Source organism: Nocardia acididurans (assembly GCF_016741815.1).
GTDB lineage: Bacteria > Actinomycetota > Actinomycetes > Mycobacteriales > Mycobacteriaceae > Nocardia > Nocardia acididurans.
This window is the reverse complement of sequence record NZ_JAERRJ010000005.1, coordinates 196,386-216,080: the sequence shown is the minus strand read 5'-3', so window position 1 is coordinate 216,080 and position 19,695 is coordinate 196,386. Positions and strand designations below refer to the sequence as shown.

The window sequence follows — 19,695 nt, the reverse complement described above, 5'->3', positions numbered from 1 at the left end:
CGGCGGCGTGCTGGAGCTGCCGGGCCTGGCGGTGCAGGTGCTCGAACCCGAACTGGCCGAGGCCAAGTTCGATCTGCAGTTCACCGTCGTGGAGGCGCGCGACGCCACGGGCCGGGTGACCGGTCTGCGGATGCGATTCGCCTATGCCACCGACATCTTCACCGAACCCACGGTGACCCTGCTGGCCGCGCGCTTGCGCCGGGTGCTGGACAGTGTCGCCGCCGATCCGGCGATGGCGGTGCGCGCCATCGATATTCGCGTCGAATCGGAACTGCGCCGATCCGCGCGACCGGCCGCCGTGACCGCGAAACCCGCTGCGGCGCCCGCGCTCTCGCAATCGGTCGCGCTGGCCGAGCTGCCGGATCTGATCGCGGCCGCCGCGGCCGTCGCCCCGGAGGTCGTGGCGGTCGCCCACGGCGACCACACCGTCACCTATCGCACGCTCGCCGACAAGATCGCCGCGGTCACCCGCTCCATGGGTGCGGCGGCGAAGCGGGAGGCGCTGGTGAACATCGCACTTGCCGGATTGATCCCCGGCATTCTGGCCGCCCTCGGTGCGGGTGGCCTCAGCCGGTTGCTGAGCACGCTCGAGACGGACGCGCGCGCCCGTGTCGACGGCCAGGACCCGGTATCTCGATCGGATAGCAAGTCGGAAGGAAGCCTCTGATGGTTCATGCGGAGTCGATCGCTACCAGCCGGTTCTCCAGCCATGCGATGCTGCGCGATGCCTACGGTATCGCCGATCTGCCCCATCTGATCGAGACGGTGGCCGCGCTCGAACCCGAGCGGGTCGCGCTGGCGCACGGTGAGCACACCGTCTGCTATCGCGATCTGGCCACCGAGATCCGCACCCTCTCCGAGGCGATGGCGGGTGCGCTGGAGTCCGAGGCGCTGGTGCAGGTCGTGGTGTCGGGTGCGCTGCCCGCGCTGACCGAGGGCCAGGCGGGCGAACTGGCCGCCGTGCTCGAGGACCTGCTCGACGACGCCGTCTCCGCCGCCGCCGATGTGCTCGATCCCGGTCTGGCCCCGGCCGAGACGCTGATGACGGTGTTCGAGGAGCAGGTGCGCGCCACCCCGGACGCGGTGGCGCTGGTCTTCGGCGACGAGTCGATCTCCTACGCCGAATTCGATGCCCGCGCCACCGTGCTGGCCCGCCGCCTGATCGAGCTCGGCGTCGGACCGGACGTGCTGGTCGGCCTGACGGTGCGCCGGTCCTTCGAGCTGATGATCGGCATGTACGCCATCCTGAAGGCCGGCGGCGGCTATGTGCCGATCGATCCGGAGCATCCGGCCGACCGCATCGGCTACGTGCTCGGCATCGCGCGCCCGGCGGTCGTGCTGACCACCACGGCCGACCATCCGGATCTCGGCAGCACCGTCCCCGTGCTGCGCATCGACGAATTCGAGCGCGCCGGTAGGGAATCCGGCGTCGACATCTACGCGGTGGCGTCGCCGGTCGCGGATCCCGCACTGCCGCAGCCCCGTCCGGACAATATCGCCTACGTCATCTTCACCTCGGGTTCGACCGGCCGCCCGAAGGGCGTGGCCGTCTCGCACCGCGCGATCGTCGCGAATCTGCGCTGGCGGCAGCGCATCTTCCAGATCGGCCCGGCCGATGTGGTGGTGCAGAAGACCCCCTTCACCTTCGACGTGTCGCTGTGGGAGCTGTTCTGGCCGTTGCAGTTGGGCGCGCGCCTGGTGCTGGCCGCGCCCGACGGGCACCGCGACCCGGCCTACCTGCTGCGGATGATCCGTGAATACGGCGTCACCACAGCACATTTCGTGCCGTCCATGCTGTCGGTCTTCGTGGCCGAGGCCGAGCGCGGCGAGGTGCCGGTCCCGGACTGCCTGCGCGGGGTGTACTGCTCGGGTGAGGCGCTGCCCGCCGCGACCGGCGCGGGCTTCCGCGATGTCAGCGGCGCGACGCTGTGGAACATGTACGGCCCCACCGAGGCCACCGTCGACATCACCGTGCACGAGGTCACCGCCGCCGATGTCGACACCGTGCCGATCGGCGTCGGCGCCGACGACACCGAGATGCTGGTGCTGGACGAGAATCTGCGTCCGGTTCCGGTGGGCGTGGTGGGCGAACTGTATCTGGCCGGTGTGCAGTTGGCGCGCGGCTACATGGGTCAGCCCGGCCTGACGGCCGATCGCTTCGTCGCCAATCCCGAGGGCGCGGCCGGTGACCGCATGTACCGCACGGGTGATCTGGTGCGCTGGATGCCGGCGCTGGACGGCGGGCCGCTGGAACTGGAATACCTGGGCCGCAGCGACTTCCAGGTGAAGCTGCGCGGGTTGCGGATCGAGCTGGGCGAGGTGGAGGCCGCGCTGCTGCGCCACGACGCGGTGGCACAGGCGGCCGTGCTGCTCAAGCAGCACACCACCGGCGATCACCTGGTCGGCTACCTGGTCGCCGCGGGTGACGAGCCGATCGACACCGCCGCCGTGCTGGCGCAGGCGCGCACCCAGCTGCCCGAGTACATGCTGCCCTCGCTGCTCATGGTGGTGCCGGAGATGCCGGTGAACGCCAACGGCAAGCTTGAGCGCAAGGCGCTGCCCGAACCCGAATTCGGGGACGCCACAGCGGAATTCCGCGAGCCGGAGGGTGCGGCGGAGATCGCCGTGGCCGCCATTGTCGCGGAGCTGCTCGGTCTGGAGCGGGTCGGCGCGGACGACGACTTCTTCGCCCTGGGCGGCAACTCGCTCATCGCGACCCGCGTCATCGCGCGGGTGTCCGAGGCGCTGGACGCGCACCTGGATGTGCGGGACTTCTTCGACCGTCCGACGGTCGCCGGGCTGGCCTCGCACGCTGGCAGTGGCGTCGCGGCCCGTCCCGCGCTGACCGCCGGACCGCGTCCGGACCACATTCCGCTGTCGCCCGCCCAGCAGCGCATGTGGTTCCTCAACACCTACGCACGCGGCGAATTCGATCCGGCCGCAGGTGGTTTCGATCCGTCGGCCGCCGACAACATTCCGTTCGCGCTGCGCCTGCGCGGCGAACTCGAGGTCGAGGCGCTGGCGGCGGCCGTCGCCGATGTGATCGACCGGCACGAGTCGCTGCGCACCAGCTACCCGTCCGGCGCGGCCGGTCCGGCGCAGCTGGTGCTGCCGGCCTTCCAGGTCGACCTCACCCCGCGCGACGTCGCCGAAGCCGATCTGACCGATGCTGTGATCGGGCTCGCCGCACAGGGATTCGACGTCACCACCGAGGTCCCGCTGCGGGTGGCCCTGCTGCGCTGCGGCCCCGCCGACCACACCGTGGTGCTGGTCGCCCACCACATCGCCGCCGACGGCGCGTCGGCCGGACCGCTGCTGCGCGACCTGGTGCTGGCCTACCTCGCCCGGCAGCAGGGCGCGGCACCGCAGTGGGAACCGCTGACCGTGCAGTACGCCGATTACGCGCTGTGGCAGCGGAATTGGCTGGGCGACGAGTCCAACTCGGAATCGGAGGCCGCCCGCCAGATCGCCTTCTGGGCGGAGGAACTCGACGACCTGCCCGCACAGCTGGATCTGCCCGCCGACCGACCGCGCCCGGCCGCCTCCACCTTCCGGGGCGCGTCGATCGACACCACCATCGATCCCGAACTGCGGGCGGCCGTCGAACGGGTGGCCACCGCCACGCGTTCCACCCCGTTCATGGTGCTGCACGCCGCCCTGGCCACCCTGCTGGCCCGGCTGTCGGCCACCGGCGACATCGTCATCGGCAGCCCGGCCGCGGGTCGTGGTGACGCCGCGCTGGACGACCTGGTCGGCATGTTCGTCAACACCCTGGTGCTGCGCACCCGGGTCCGCCCCGACCAGTCCTTCGCCGATCTGATCGCCCATGTGCGCGACCAGGATCTGCGCGCCTTCGCGCACCGCGATGTGCCCTTCGAGCGGCTGGTCGAGGTGCTCAACCCCGCCCGCGCCCGCAATCGCCACCCGCTGTTCCAGGTCGCGCTGTTCATGCAGAACCTCGGCGACATCACCGCGGAGCTGCCCGGCCTCACCGTCGACGAGGTCGACTTCGATCCGGGTATCGCCAAGTTCGACCTGCAGCTGACCATCACCGACGCAGGCGACGGCTATCGCGTCCAATACACCTACGCCACCGACCTTTTCGACGAGCACACGGTGCGTGAACTCGCCACCAAGTTCACCCGTCTGCTCACCGCGGCCACCGCGCGCGCCGAACTGCCGGTGGGCGATATCGAACTGCTGGACGCCGGTGAGCTCGACTTCGTGACCTCCAGCTGGAACGCCACCGGCGCGCGGGTGCCGGATGTGTTCCTGCACCAGGGTTTCGAGTCGCAGGCGGCCCGCACCCCGAAGGCGCGGGCGCTGGTCTTCGGCGACGAGGAGCTCACCTACACCGAGCTGTCCGACCGGTCCAACCGGCTCGCCCGGCACCTCATCGCCACCGGGGTCGGCCCGGAATCGCTGGTGGTGCTGGCCATGGCGCGCTCGGTGGAGCTGGTGGTGGCCATGTACGCGGTGCTGCGCGCCGGCGGCGCGTACGTGCCGGTGGATCCGAGCCATCCGGCCGAGCGCGTCGGCCACATCCTGGCCACCGCCGCACCGCATTCGGTGCTCAGCACCCGCCGCGACGGCTTCGTGCTGCCCGAAACCGTCGACGTGCCGGTGCATTACATCGATGAGCTGGACCTGAGCGACTACCGCGCCATGAAGATCGGCGACCGGGAGCGACGCGCCACCCTGCACCCGGATCACCCGGCCTACGTGCTGTTCACCTCCGGTTCGACCGGTAAGCCCAAGGGCGTGGCGGTGACCCACCGCGCCATCGCCAATCAGCTGGCGTGGATGCAGGCCGAGTACGGCGTGCGCGGCGGGGACGTCTACCTCCAGAAGACCGCCACCACCTTCGACGTCTCGCTGTGGGGCTACTTCCTGCCGCTGCGCGCCGGGGCGACCCTCGTGGTGGCCACCCCGGACGGGCATCGCGATCCGCGCTACATCGCGGAAACCATTGCCGCGCAGGGCATCACCCTGACCGACTTCGTGCCGTCCATGCTGTCGGTGTTCGCGGCGCACGCCGAACCGGGTGAACTCGAGTCACTGCGTGAGGTTTTCGTCATCGGTGAGGCGCTGCCGCCGGAGACGGTCGCGGCCTTCCGCGCGGTGAGCGCGGCCGGACTGCACAATCTGTACGGGCCCACCGAGGCCGCGGTGTCCATCACCTTCCACGAGGCGCACGATTCGGAGACCCATGTCGTCCCGATCGGCGAGCCGGAATGGAATTCCCAGGTCTACGTACTGGATTCGCGGCTGCACCCGACCCCCATCGGGGTGCCGGGCGAACTGTACCTGGCCGGTGTGCAGCTGGCCCGCGGCTACTACGGCCGCCCCGATCTGACCTCGGATCGCTTCGTGCCCAACCCCTTCGGTCGTCCCGGTGAGCGCATGTACCGCACCGGCGACCTGGTGCGCTGGAACGAGGACGCCGAGCTGGTGTACCTGAACCGCCTGGACTTCCAGATCAAGTTCCGCGGCCAGCGCATCGAGCTGGCCGAGATCGAGAGCGCGCTGCTGCTGGCCCCGACGGTGGCGCAGGCGGCGGTGCGGGTCGTCGCCGGTGAGTCCGGCGACTATCTGGCCGGTTATCTGGTGCCCGCGCCCGGCGCGGAGCTGGACCAGGAGGCCATCCGCGACGGGCTCGCGCGCGTGCTGCCGTCCTATATGGTGCCGACCGCGCTGGTGGCGCTGACCGAGCTGCCGCTCAACTCCAGCGGCAAGCTGGACCGCAAGGCGCTGCCCGTTCCGGAGCTGCGCGCCAAGGACTTCCGCGCTCCGGTGAACGTCGTGCAGCGGGTGGTCGCCGCCGCCTACGCCGAGGTGCTCGGCGTCGAGCGGGCCGGGCTCGACGACGACTTCTTCGCCCTCGGCGGCAGTTCGCTCGACGCCACCCGGGTGACCGCGCGCATCGGCGCGGAGCTGGGCATCCGGGTGCCGGTGCGGGTGCTGTTCGAGGTGTCCACGGTGGCCGGTCTGGCCGCGGCGTTACTGGACGCCAACCCCGAGGCCGCCCGCCCGGCACTCGCCGCCCGCCCGCGCCCGGAGCGCATTCCGCTCTCACCCGCACAGCAGCGCCTGTGGTTCCTGAACCGGTTGGAGTCCGAGGAGGGCGAACACAGCCGCTACAACCTGCCCATCGTGCTGCGGCTGTCCGGTGCGCTCGATATCGCCGCGCTGGAGCAGGCCGCGGTGGACGTGCTGACCCGGCACGAATCCCTGCGCACCCTGTACCCGGATTCCGAATCCGGTCCATATCAGCAGATTCTGGACGCCGCGGAGATCGGGCTGAGTCTGAGCCCGATTCCGGTGGCCGCAGGGGACGAGTGCCCCGCGCACGGTGCCGCCGCGAACTCCTGCGCACGCTGCGCGCTCACCGCGTTCGCCGCGGCGGGCTTCGACGTGACGCGCGAACTGTCCTCGCGCATGGCGCTTTTCGTGGTCGACAACGACGACCCCGACCCGGCGCATGCCGAATACCTGCTCGCGGTCGTGGTGCACCACATCGCCGCCGACGCGCTGTCGCTGCAGCCGCTGATCACCGATCTCGTGCGGGCCTACGCCGCGCGGACAGCGGGCGTCGCGCCCGGCTTCGAACCCTTGACCGTGCACTACGCGGACTACAGCATCTGGCAGCACGAATTGCTCGGCGCGCCGGAGGATCCGGAGAGTCTCGCCGCGCAGCAGCTGAGCTTCTGGCGGGACACGCTCGCGGGTCTCGCGCCCGCCCTGCCGCTGCCCACCGACCGTCCCCGGCCAGCCGTTCCCGCCGATACCGGTGCGGCCGTGGGCTTCTCGGTGGACGCGACGGTCGCCGCGCGCCTGCGGGAACTGGCCCGCGAGCACGGCGCGACCCTGTTCATGGTGGTGCACGCCGCCTTCGCCGCCGCCCTGGCCCGCTTCGCCGGCACCGCCGACGTGGCGGTCGGCTCGCCGATCGGCGGCCGTGGCGAACGGGAACTGGACGCTCTGGTCGGCATGTTCGTCAACACCCTGGTGCTGCGCACCGAGGTGCGCGAGGAGCAGTCCTTCGGCGAATTGCTGGCCGCGGTCCGCACCGCCGACCTGGCCGCCTTCGCCCACGCGGAGCTGCCGTTCGAGCGGCTGGTCGACGCGCTGGTCGTGGACCGCACCACCGGTGCGCCGCCGCTGGTGCAGGTCATGCTGAGCTTCACCGACGCGGTCCAGGCCGCGACGGCGGAGAGCTTCGCGCTGCCCGGGTTGACCGTGTCGCCGGTCGACATCGACGACCCCACGGTGAAATTCGATCTGCACCTGGTCGTGGGAGACGAGGGCACGACCGGCGGCCTCACCGGCAATCTGCGCTACGCCACCGAGCTGTTCGACGCCGCCACGGTGGCCGCCTTCGCACAGCGGTTCCTGCGACTGCTCACCGCCGTGGCAGCGGACGCCACCGCGCCGCTGGGCGATATCGACCTGCTCGACGCCGAGGAGCGCGCGCTGCTGCTCGACTCCTGGAACGACACCACGTTCGACCTGCGCGCCATGCAGCCCGAACACGATGCCGCGACGCTGATCTCGCTGTTCGAGGCCCAGGTGACGCGCACACCGCACGCCACCGCCCTGTCCTTCGAGGCCGGTTCCGGGCAGCCGCGCACCGAACTGTCCTATGCCGAATTCGCCCGTCGGGTACGGCGACTCGCGCGCTGGCTGATCGGCGAGGGCGTCGGCCCGGGAACGACAGTGGCCCTGGGTATGCGGCGCTCGGTGGATCTGGTGGCCGGTATGTACGCGGTCGCCGCGGCGGGGGCCTCCTATGTGCCGCTGGATCCCGATCACCCGGTCGAGCGCACCGAATACATTCTGCGAACCGCTGATCCGGTCACGGTGCTCACCTCGGGGGAGGACCTGGCGGTCGACACCGCGCAGGTGCGCATCGACCTGCTGGACCTGTCCGTCTTCGCCGACGGGCCGGTGACACAGGCCGAACGGGTGTCCCCGCTGCGTGATTCGAATATCGCCTACATCCTGTTCACCTCCGGCTCGACCGGTCGGCCCAAGGGCGTGGCGGTGCCGCATTCGGCCATCGTCAACCGCCTGGTGTGGATGCAGGCCGAGTACCGGTTGTCCGGGGCCGACGTGGTGCTGCAGAAGACCCCGGCCACCTTCGACGTGTCGGTGTGGGAGTTCTTCTGGCCGTTGCTGATCGGCGCCCGGCTGGCCGTGGCTCCGCCGGAGGCGCACCGTGATCCGGCGGTGCTGGCCGAGCTCATCGGCCGCGAGGCCGTGACCGTCGTCCACTTCGTGCCGTCGATGCTGTCGGTTTTCGTGGCCGGACTCGAACACACCCTGAACCAGGCCGATGCTCACGACCTCCGGTTGCCGCTGCGCATGGTGTTCGCCTCCGGTGAGGCCCTCGCCCCGCACCCCGCCCGGCGACTGCGTGAGCTGACCGGCGCGCCGCTGCACAACCTGTACGGTCCCACCGAAGCCGCGGTCGACGTCACCTATCACGAGGTCACCGATGCCGACGTCGAGGTCGTGCCGATCGGCCGCCCGGTCTTCAATACCCGGGTGTACGTGCTGGATTCGCGATTGCGGCCGGTGCCGATCGGTGTCGCGGGGGAGCTCTACCTCGCCGGTGAACAGCTCGCCGCGGGCTACGTGGAGCGGCTGGACCTGACCTCGGATCGGTTCGTGGCCAACCCCTTCGGGGACGGCGAGCGGATGTACCGCACCGGCGACCTGGTCAAGTGGAACCGGTCGGGGGAACTGGAATACCTGGGCCGCACCGACTTCCAGGTGAAGCTGCGCGGCCTGCGCATCGAACTCGGCGAGATCGAATCCGCGCTCACCGCACTGGATTCCATCGCCCAGGCGGCCGTCCTGGTGCGCCCGTCCGGCCGCTCCGGCGGGGACGACCACCTTGTCGCCTATCTGGTGCCCGCACCGGACAGCGATCCGAGCGCCGCGCAGGTGCGCGCCGCACTGGCGCACCGGCTGCCCGCGTACATGGTGCCCGCGGTCTATGTCGTGCTGGAGGCGTTGCCGCTCAACGCCTCCGGCAAACTCGACCGCGCGGCCCTGCCCGCGCCCGAGGCCGCGCCCACCGCCTTCCGGCTCCCGACCGGCGCCGACGAGCGGCTCGTCGCGGAGGTCTTCGCCGCCCTGCTCGGAGTCGAGCGGGTCGGTGCGGACGACGACTTCTTCGTCCTCGGCGGCAACTCGCTCATCGCGACCCAGCTGGTGGCCCGGCTGAGCAAGGCGGCGGGCGTGCGGATTCCGCTGCGCGCCGTCTTCGACGACGCCACCGTCACCGGGCTGGCGGCCCGGATCGCCGCCGCCGACGCCGAATCCAGCACGGAGCTGCCGCCGGTCACCCCGCAGCAGCGCGGCGACCACATTCCGCTGTCCATCGCCCAGCAGCGCATGTGGTTCCTCAACCGCTTCGATCAGCGCGACGGCTACAACATTCCGTTCGCGCTGCGCCTGACCGGCGCGCTGGACACCGGTGCGTTGAGCGCGGCGGTGGCCGATGTGATCGCCCGGCACGAAACCCTGCGCACCCTCTACCCGGAGCGCGACGGCACGGCCGCCCAGCTGGTGCTGCCCGCCGACACCCGGCTCACCGACCTGGTGCCCGAGACCGTCAGCGCCGCCGAGGTGCCGGTGCTGGTGGAATCCCTGGCGCGCACCGTCTTCGACGTCACCGCCGAGGTGCCGTTCCGGATCCGGCTGCTGCGGGTCGCCGACGAACCCAACACCCATCTGCTGGTGTTCGTGGTGCACCACATCGCCGCCGACGGCTGGTCGTTCGGCCCGCTCACCCGGGATATCGCCACCGCCTACGTGGCCCGCTGCGCGGGCCGCGCGCCCGCCCTGGCCCCGATGCCGGTGCAGTACGCCGACTACGCGCTGTGGCAGCGTGCCGCACTCGGCAACGCTGACGACCCGGATTCGCTGCTGGCGCGGCAGCTGGCCCACTGGACGCGCCGCCTGCGCGGCCTGCCGGATGTGCTCACGCTGCCGTCGGATCGCCCCCGCCCCGCCGTGGCCAGTGGTCGTGGCGCGGCCGTCCGCGGTCGGCTGGATGCCGAATTGCACGCCGCCGTGGTCGATTTCGCGGCGCAGCGGCGGGCGACCCCGTTCATGGTGCTGCACACCGCGCTGGCGGTGACGCTGGCCCGGCTGTCGGGCACCGGTGACATCGTCATAGGCACGCCGGTGGCGGGTCGTGGCGACGAAGCCCTCGACGATCTGGTCGGCATGTTCGTCAACACCCTGGTGCTGCGCACCGAGGTGCGCCCGGACGCCACCCTGGACGAGGTGTTCGCCCGGGTCCGCGATACCGACCTGGCGGCCTTCGAACACGCGGTGGTGCCGTTCGAGATGCTGGTCGACGCCCTGAATCCGGTGCGGTCCCAGGCGCATTCGCCACTGTGCCAGGTCACGCTGACCATGCAGAACCACGCCAGGCCGGATATCCGGCTGCACCGGCTGGCCATCGAGGCGCTCACCGTGGACGCCACCGTCGCCCAGTTCGATCTGGACTGGACCCTGGTGGACACCGTCGACGAGACGGGCGCGCCCGCGGGCATCGACGTGCATCTCACCTATGCGCGCGATCTGTTCGACGAGCGGACCGTCCTCGAATTCCTCGCCGTCTACGAGCGGGTGTTGCGGGCCGTGCTGGCCGAGCCGAGCCTCGTCGCCGGTGAGGTGGAGCTGATGTCGCGGGCCGAACGCGGTGTGCTGCTGTCGGATCGCAATGCGACCGTGCACCCGCTGCCCGCCGAGACGCTCGCCGATCTGCTCGATGCCCGCGCGGCGGCCGATCCGAATGCCGACGCGCTGCTCTTCGAGGGCGAGCGGCTGAGTTTCGCGGAACTCGCCGATCGGGTGAACCGCCTGGCCCGGCTGCTCGTCGCGGAGGGCGTGGGGCCGGATGCCATCGTCGGCGTCACCGCCCAGCGTTGTTTCGACATGGTGATCGCGCTGTACGCCGTGGTGGCCGCCGGTGCGGCCTACGTTCCGGTCGATCCGGCGCATCCGGCCGATCGCATCGCCCATGTGCTCGACACCTCGGGCACCGGCGTGGTGCTGACCGTCGGCGGCGCGACGCTGCCCGCGCTCAGCGGTGTGCGCGCGATCGATATCGCCGAGCTCGCGGAAAGCGGTGCACTGCGGTCGTATTCGGCCGCGCCGCTCACCGACGCCGACCGTCGCGCCCCGCTGCGCCCGGACAATCTCGCCTACGTGCTGTTCACCTCCGGCTCCACCGGTCTGCCCAAGGGCGTGGCCACCAGCCACCGCGCCATCATGAACCAGCTGCGCTGGCTCGAGCACCGCTACGAGGTGACCGCCGCCGACCGCGTCATGCAGCGCGCGCCGCTGGCCTTCGACGTGTCGGTGTGGGAGTGCTTCCTGCCCGCCATGGTCGGTGCGCCCCTGGTGATTCCGCGACCGGGCGGCCATCAGGATCTGAACTACCTGGCCGGGCTCATGCGCGAATTCGGCGTCACCATCGCCGAACACGTGCCGTCGGTGCTGGCCGCACTCATCGCCGAGGGCCACGGCCCCGCGCTGGCGTCCTTCCGGCACCTGCACACCGGCGGCGAGGCACTGCCCGCCGAACTGCTCGCCCAGCTGCGGGAGCACGTGAGCGGCGCGGTGCACAACGCCTACGGTCCGACCGAGGCCGCGATCTCGACGATCTATCACGAATTCACCGACGGGGAACCGGATTTCGAGGTCGCCATCGGCCGCCCGAACTGGAACACCCGCGCCTACGTCCTCGACGCCCGGCTGCGTCCGGTGCCCACCGGGGTGACCGGCGAGCTGTACCTGGCCGGCGCCCAGCTGGCCCGCGGCTACCAAGGCCGGGGCGGTCTCACCGCCGACCGGTTCGTGGCCGACCCGTTCGGCGTGCCCGGCGCGCGCATGTACCGCACCGGCGACCTGGTGCGCTGGAACCGCGACGGCAACCTGGTGTACCTGGGCCGCAACGACTTCCAGGTGAAGTTGCGCGGACAGCGCATCGAACTCGGCGAGATCGAGGCGGCGCTGCTGTCGGCCGACGGGGTGGCCCACGCGGCAGTCCTGCTCGCCCGCGATACCGCAGGCACCGACTGCCTGGTGGGCTATGTCGCCGGTGCCGGTATAGGAGCTGCGGTCGCGACCGGTGCCGCCGGGCGCTCGGGCGGTGCCGGGGTTTCCGGTGCCGGGCTCGATGCGGACGCCGTGCTGGCGCACGCCCGTACCCGCCTGCCGTCCTACATGGTGCCCGCGCACCTGGTCGTGCTCGACGACATGCCGCTCACCAGTATCGGCAAGCTGGACCGCAATGCCCTGCCCGTCCTCGAATTCACCGCCGCCACAGTGCCTTACCGGGCTCCCCGGGCCGGTGCCGAGGCCACGCTGGCCGCGCTGATCGGTGATCTGCTCGGCGGCGCGGAGATCGGCGCGGACGACGACTTCTTCGCGCGCGGCGGCAATTCGCTGCTCGCCATGCGACTGATCGCGCGGGTCAATGCGGCCTTCGGTGCGGAACTGAGTGTGCGCGAGGTGTTCGACGCCCCCACGGTGGCCGCGCTCGCCACCCGGGTCGGCCGCGGCGGCGCGGGAATCCCGCTGCGCCCCATGCCGCGTCCGGAGCGAATCCCGCTGTCGCCCACGCAGACTCGCATGTGGCTGCTCAACCGGCTGGATCCGGGCTCCCCGGCCTACAACGTCCCGTCGGCCATCCGCATCACCGGCGAGATCGACACCACCGTGCTGCGGGACGCCTTCACCGATGTGATCGCCCGCCACGAGGTGCTGCGCACCATCTACCCGGCCGACGAGACCGGGGCCGGCTACCAGCTGATCCTGCCCGCGACCGAAGCCGACGTGCCGTTCGAACTCCGCACCGACACCGGCACCACCGATCTCGGCTGGATCGAGCGCCTCGTCGCCGAGGGCTTCGACGTCACGACCGCGGTTCCCGTGCGCGCGGCCCTGATTCGCGAATCCGAGCACAGCTGGGTCCTCGCGGTGGTGCTGCACCACATCGCCGGTGACGGCCAGTCCATGGAGCCGCTGCTGCGCGATACCGTCACCGCCTACGTGGCACGGGCCACCGGCAGCGCGCCGATGTGGACCGAACTGCCCGTGCAGTACGCGGATTACGCGCTCTGGCAGCGCGCCACCCTCGAGCGCATCGGCCCCGACGAGCTCGAGTACTGGACCGAAACCCTGCGCGACCTCCCCGAGGAGACCGCGCTGCCGTTCGACCGCCCGCGTCCGGCCGTCGCCTCCGGACGGGGCGACACGGTGAAGGCGCGGTTCGACGGCGGCCTGGCCACCGCCGTCGCCGCGCTGGCCCGCGAGCACGGCGCGACCCCGTTCATGGTGTGGCACGCCGCGCTGTCGGTGCTGCTGGCCCGGCTGTCCGGGTCCGGCGACATCGCCATCGGCACCCCGGTGGAGGGACGCGGCAACGCGGCCGTCGACGATCTGGTCGGCATGTTCGTCAACACCCTGGTGCTGCGCACCCGGCCCACGGCCGAACTCGGTTTCACCGAGCTGCTGGCGCAGACCCGGGCCGTGGACCTGGCCGCCTTCGACCACGTCCGGGTGCCGTTCGACCAGGTGGTCGACGCGCTGGGCGTGACCCGCACGCAGGCCCGCAACCCGCTGTTCACGGTGGCGCTGAGCTACCTGAACCTGGGCACGCAGACCTACGCGGTGCCGGGACTGGTCCTGGAGCCGGTCGATTTCGAACACCGGGTCGCCCGCTTCGATCTGCAGTTCACCGTCGCCGACGAACTCGATGTGGACGGCCACCTCGCCGTCGAATTGAACTACGCCACCGACCTTTTCGACGAGGCGACGGCCGCGGGCCTGCTCCGCCGACTGGGCCGCGTGCTGGGCGCGGTGGTCGCCGATCCCACGGCGCGGGTCGGCGATATCGACCTGCTGGCCCCGGCCGAGCGCGCGGAGCTGCTGGACCGCACCACCACCCGGCCGATCGCCACCCACACCCTCGCCGCACAGCTGGCGAGCAGCGCGGCGGCCTTCCCCGAGCACACCGCGGTGTGCTTCCGGGGCCGGACGCTCACCTACGCCGAGCTGGATGCCGAATCCTCCCGGCTGGCGCGGCTGCTCATCGCCCGCGGCGTCGGCGCGGAGGACTTCGTCGCCCTCGCCGTGCCGCGCTCGGAGCTCACCGTGCTGGCGGTGTGGGCCGTCGCCAAGACGGGCGCGGCCTTCGTCCCGGTCGACCCGACCTATCCGGCCGACCGGATCGCGCACATGCTGTCCGACTCCGGAGCGACCTTCGGCCTGACCGTCGCCGGGAGCCGGGACCGACTACCCGGCACAGCCGACTGGCTGATCCTCGACACCCCGGAATTCTCGGCCGCCGCAGCGGAATTCGACGCCACGCCGATCGCCGAAACCGAACTGCGGCATCCGCCGCGGGTCGACAGCCCGGCCTGGATGATCTACACCTCCGGTTCCACCGGCCTGCCCAAGGGCGTGCTCGTGACCCACGGCGGCGTCGCGGGCGTCGCCGCCACCCAGCGCGAGCGCTACCGCCTCGACCACACGGCCCGGGTGCTGCAGGTGTCCTCGCCCAGCTTCGACGCCTACATGCTGGAACTGCTCATGGCGGTACCGGTGGGCGCGGCCCTGGTGATCACGCCCGCCGACGTGTACGGCGGCGCGGAGCTCACCGACCTGATGGCCGCCGAGCGTGCGACCCACGCCTTCATCACCCCGGCCGTCCTGCAGACCCTGGATCCGGCGCGCCTGCCGGACCTGCGCGAACTAGCCATCGGCGGTGAGGCTTTCGGCCCGGATCTGGTGGCCCGCTGGACCACGGGCACGCGGGCGGTGCACAACGCCTACGGCCCGACCGAGACCACCATCATCACCAATATCAGCGCACCGCTGCTGCCGGGTGACCCCTTCGACATGGGCACGACCATCGCGGGGATGACCGGCGTGGTGCTCGACACCCGCCTGCGGCCGGTGCCGGTCGGCGTCACCGGAGAGCTGTATCTGAACGGACCGGGCCTGGCGCGCGGATACCATGCGCGGCCGGGGCTTTCGGCCGAGCGCTTCGTCGCCGACCCCTACGGTGCGCCCGGCGAACGGCTCTACCGCACCGGTGACCTGGCGCGCTGGGCGGTGCGCACGGACGGCCGCCGCGTGATCGAATACGTCGGCCGCGCCGACCATCAGGTGAAGGTGCGCGGCCTGCGCATCGAACTCGGTGAGATCGACGCCGTGCTGACCGCGCACCCCGATATCGAATTCGCGGTCACCGTGGGCCATTCCGACGCCAGCGGCACGGTCTCGCTGGTGTCCTACGTGGTCGCCGCCGCGGGCCGGGAGCTCGACGTCGACGAGGTGCTCGCGCATGCGGGCCGGTCGCTGACCGCCTACATGGTGCCCACCGCCGTCATGGTGCTCGACAGCGTCCCGCTCACCCCGGTGGGCAAGCTGGACCGGAAAGCCCTGCCGGAACCGGTGTTCCGCAGCACCGAATTCGTGGCCCCGCGCACCGAGGCCGAGCGGCTGGTGGCGAGCACCCTCGCCGAGGTGCTGGGCACCGTGGACGCGGACCGCGTCGGCGTCCACGACGATTTCTTCGGTCTCGGCGGAAACTCTTTGACCGCAACGCAATTGGCTGCCCGGCTGAGCGCCGCCTTCGGCACCCGGCTGCCGGTCCGGACGGTGTTCGAGCACTCGACGGTGGCCGCGCTGGCCGCCGCCGCGAGCGCGGGCGACACCACCGGACCGGTGCGGCCGCCGCTGGTCCCGCGGACCGGTGACGGCCCGGTCCCGGTCTCACTGGCGCAGCAGCGCATGTGGTTCCTGAACCGGCTGGATCCCGATTCCACCGCGTACAGCATCCCGCTGCCCATCCGGCTCACCGGCCCGCTGGACGTCGCCGCCCTGCACGCCGCCATCACCGACGTGGTGGTCCGGCACGAGGTGCTGCGCACCGTCTACCCGGAGACCGCGTCCGGGCCGGTGCAGGTGGTGCTCCCGGCCTCCGCCGCACTGGAACTACCTGTGCTGGAACCGATTCCGGTAACGGCCGACACCCTCATGCCGGCCGTGCTCGAGGTGCTGGGTCAGGGCTTCGACGTGACCGCCGCCGTTCCGCTGCGTGCGGCGCTGTTCCGGCTGGCCCCGCAGGAGCACGTCTTCGTGGTGGTCATGCACCACATCGCCGGTGACGGCAGTTCGCTGGCCCCGCTGGCCCGCGATGTCATGACGGCCTACGCCGCTCGCAAGCAGGGCGTGGAGCCGATGTGGGCTCCGCTGCCCGTGCAGTACGCCGATTACGCCCTCTGGCAACGGGATTCACTCGGCTCCGAGGACGATCCGGATTCGCTCATCGCCCGGCAGCTGCGGTTCTGGACGGAGAGCCTGGCCGGACTGCCGCCGCTGCTGGTGCTCCCCGCCGATCGGCCGCGTCCGGTGGTGCTGGACACCACCGGCCGCCGCGTGGACTTCACCATCGACGCGGAAACCCATGCGGCCCTTGCCGAGCTGAGCCGCTCGGCGGGCACGACCCTGTTCATGACCGTGCACGCGGTCTTCGCGGCCCTGCTGTCACGGCTCACCGGTTCCACCGATATCGCGGTCGGCACCCCGGTGGCCGGACGCGGTGACGCGGCGCTGGACGATCTGGTCGGCATGTTCGTCAACACCCTGGTGCTGCGCACCGAGGTCACCCCGGCGGCGGGCTTCACCGCACTGCTGCGCGAGGTCCGGGCCCGGGACGTGGCGGCCTTCGACCACGTCGACGTGCCCTTCGAGCGGCTGGTCGAGGTGCTCAATCCGGAGCGCTCCACCGCGCGCCACCCGCTGGTGCAGGTCGGGTTCTCCTTCCACAACCAGCAGCAGGCCGCGTTCGATCTGGACGGCCTCACCGCCGCCGCCGTCGAATTCGATTCCGACGTCTCGCAATTCGACCTGCACCTGATCGTCATGGACGGCTACGCCGCCGACGGGCAACCGGCGGGGATGACCGCCACCATGACCTACGCGACCGCCCTGTTCGACGAGGCCACGGTGACCGGATTCGCCGAGCGGTTCAACCGCCTGCTGGCGGCCGTGCTCGCCGATCCGGAGCGTCCGATCGGGGACGCCGATCTGCTCGGCGCGGCCGAATCGCGGCGGCTGCTTCAGACCTGGAACGCCGCCGACAGCGGATTCCCCGCGCGCGGGCTGCTGGCGGAATTCGACGCGCAGGTACGGCGCTCGCCGTTCGCCATCGCGGTCGTGGAAGGCGCTCGGGCACTGACCTATCGGGACTTCTCCGAGCGGGTCAACCGGCTGGCACGGGTGCTGATCGACGCTGGAGTCGGGCCGGAAACCCTGGTGGCCCTTGCCCTTCCGCGCAGTATCGAACTGCTCACCGCCATGTACGCGGTGGTGCGCGCCGGTGGCGCGTACGTGCCGCTGGATCCCGCGCACCCGCTGGAGCGCACCGCGACCGTACTCGCGGCGGCTCGGCCGCCGGTCATCCTGACCGATGCCGGACGCCCGATGACCCTGCCCGCTGAACTCCCGGCGGACACCACGGTGCTCGAGGTGGCCGCGGCCGTGGACGAGACGCTGCCGTCGGCCGCCATCACCCCCGCGGACCGCCGTGCGCCGGGCTCCCCGTCCGATACCGCGTACGTGATCTTCACCTCGGGATCCACCGGCAAGCCCAAGGGCGTCGCGGTGCCGCATGCGGCCGTCTCGCACCAGATGGACTGGATGCAGTCGGAATACGCACTCGCCGAGGGTGATTCGGTGCTGTGGAACACCTCCGCCGCCTTCGACCTGTCGGTGTGGGAACTGTGGTGGGCGCTGCGCACCGGCGCGAGCCTGGTGCTGGCTCCCGCCGAGGCGCACCGCGATCCGGAGGCGCTGCTAGACAAGGTGCGCCGCGAATCGGTCACCACCCTGACCCTGGTGCCGTCACTGCTGGCCATGCTGGTCGACGTGGCCGGACCGGCCGGCCTGCCGGAGTCGCTGCGCCGCATCCTGGTCATCGGTGAGGCGCTGCCCACCGACACCCTGGTCCGCGCCCGCGCGGCGACCAACGCGCGCATCGACAACCTGTACGGTCCGACCGAGGCCGCGGTCTCGGTCACGCGCTTCCGCACCGACACCGAGATCCGCCAGGCCGTGGTGCCCATCGGCACGCCGCAGGCAGGCAACCGGGTGTACGTGCTCGACGACCGGCTGCGGCCGGTGCCGGTCGGCGTCACCGGTGAGCTCTACCTCGGCGGCGCGCAGCTGGCGCGCGGCTATCACGAGCGCCCGGAGCTGTCGGCCGAGCGGTTCGTGGCTGATCCCTTCGGCCCGGCGGGCTCGCGCCTGTACCGCACCGGCGACCTGGTGCGCTGGCTTCGCCCGGCGACCGAAACCGGCAGCGGCGTCCTGGAATTCGTCGAACGACGGGACTTCCAGGTGAAGGTGCGCGGCTACCGGATCGAGCTGGCCGAGATCGAACACGTGCTGCGCGCGCAGGACGGCGTGACCGATGCGGTCGTCGTGGTGAGCGGGGTCGCCGACACCGCCCGTCTCGTCGGATACTTCAGTGCTCCCGCGGAAACCGATGCGGCCCGATTGCGCGCCGCACTGGCCGACCGGCTGCCCAGCTACATGGTTCCCGACGCCCTGGTGGCGCTGGAATCGGTGCCGCGCAACGCCAATGGCAAGGTCGATCGCGCCGCGCTGCCGGAGCCGGAGTTCACGGCACGCGAATACCGGGCTCCCGCAACCGAATCCGAGATCGCCATCGCGGCGGTCTTCGCGGAGGTGCTGGGCGCGGAGCGGATCGGCCTGGACGACAGCTTCTTCGAACTGGGCGGCAACTCACTGCTGGCCGTGCGCCTGTCCACACGACTGAGTGAGGCGCTCGGACAGCGGGTTCCGGTGATCGCGGTCTTCGGTGCGCCGACCGTCGCGGCGCTGGCCGCCCGGCTGGCCGGTTCCGGTGATCCGGACGCGGCCTTCTCGGTGCTGCTGCCGCTTCGGGCGGCGGGGACGGGCGCGCCGCTGCACTGCGTCCATCCCATGGGCGGTCTCGCCTGGTCCTTCGCGGGCCTGACGGCGCACCTGGACGCGGATCGGCCGATCTACGCGCTGCAGTCGCCGACGCTGGCCGCCGATGTGCCGCTGCCGGATTCGATCGAGGACTGGGCCGCGCTGTACGTGCGCGAGATCCGGGCCGTGCAGCCGGAGGGGCCGTACCACCTGCTGGGCTGGTCGCTGGGCGGCGTGCTGGCGCACGCCATGGCGGTGCAGCTGCAGCAGGAGGGTCAGGAGGTGGTGACGCTGGCCATGCTGGACAGCTCGCTGGAGAGCGAGGTGGATCCCGCGGTGGCCCTGCCCGTGAAGGAGCTGCTGGGCCAGACCACGGGCGAGCTGGCCGAGGTCTTCGACACCGAGCGGATCGGTCGCATCGTGGACGGCGCGATCGCGTCGCTGGCGCTCATCGGCGCGTACCGGCCGAGCCGGTTCAAGGGCGATCTGCTGTACTTCGCCGCCGCCGTGGACGATCCGAGCTGCACGCTCGGGGTGTCGGCCTGGACCGAGGCCATCGACGGTGCGGTGGACACCCACGCGGTGCCCGAAACCCACTGGGGCATGACCTCCCCGGCCGCTCTCGAACATATTGCGGCGGTACTCAACAGGGATTTCCGGAGAACCTCCCAAAATTTCTGA

At 71.3% G+C, this 19,695-nt stretch carries 2 protein-coding genes (1 of these 2 cut by a window edge); both read left to right on the top strand.

Translation table 11 applies throughout. From position 1 onward, the window contains the following. Positions 1-667, top strand: partial view of a non-ribosomal peptide synthase/polyketide synthase gene (locus tag JK358_RS14195; protein WP_201947714.1) — the end only. The gene continues 17,330 nt to the left of window position 1, outside the view; only the last 667 of its 17,997 coding nucleotides appear in the window; its start codon lies off the left edge, out of view; its stop codon occupies positions 665-667. Further along, positions 667-19,695: a non-ribosomal peptide synthetase gene (locus JK358_RS14190; RefSeq protein WP_201947711.1), complete on the top strand. Its 19,029-nt coding sequence runs from the start codon at positions 667-669 to the stop codon at positions 19,693-19,695. The genes JK358_RS14195 and JK358_RS14190 overlap by 1 nt, the downstream gene beginning before the upstream one ends.

Excerpts from the sequence above, each read along its gene's own strand:
- JK358_RS14190 (WP_201947711.1), top strand. The coding sequence starts at position 667 with ATGGTTCATGCGGAGTCGATCGCTACCAGCCGGTTCTCCAGCCATGCG.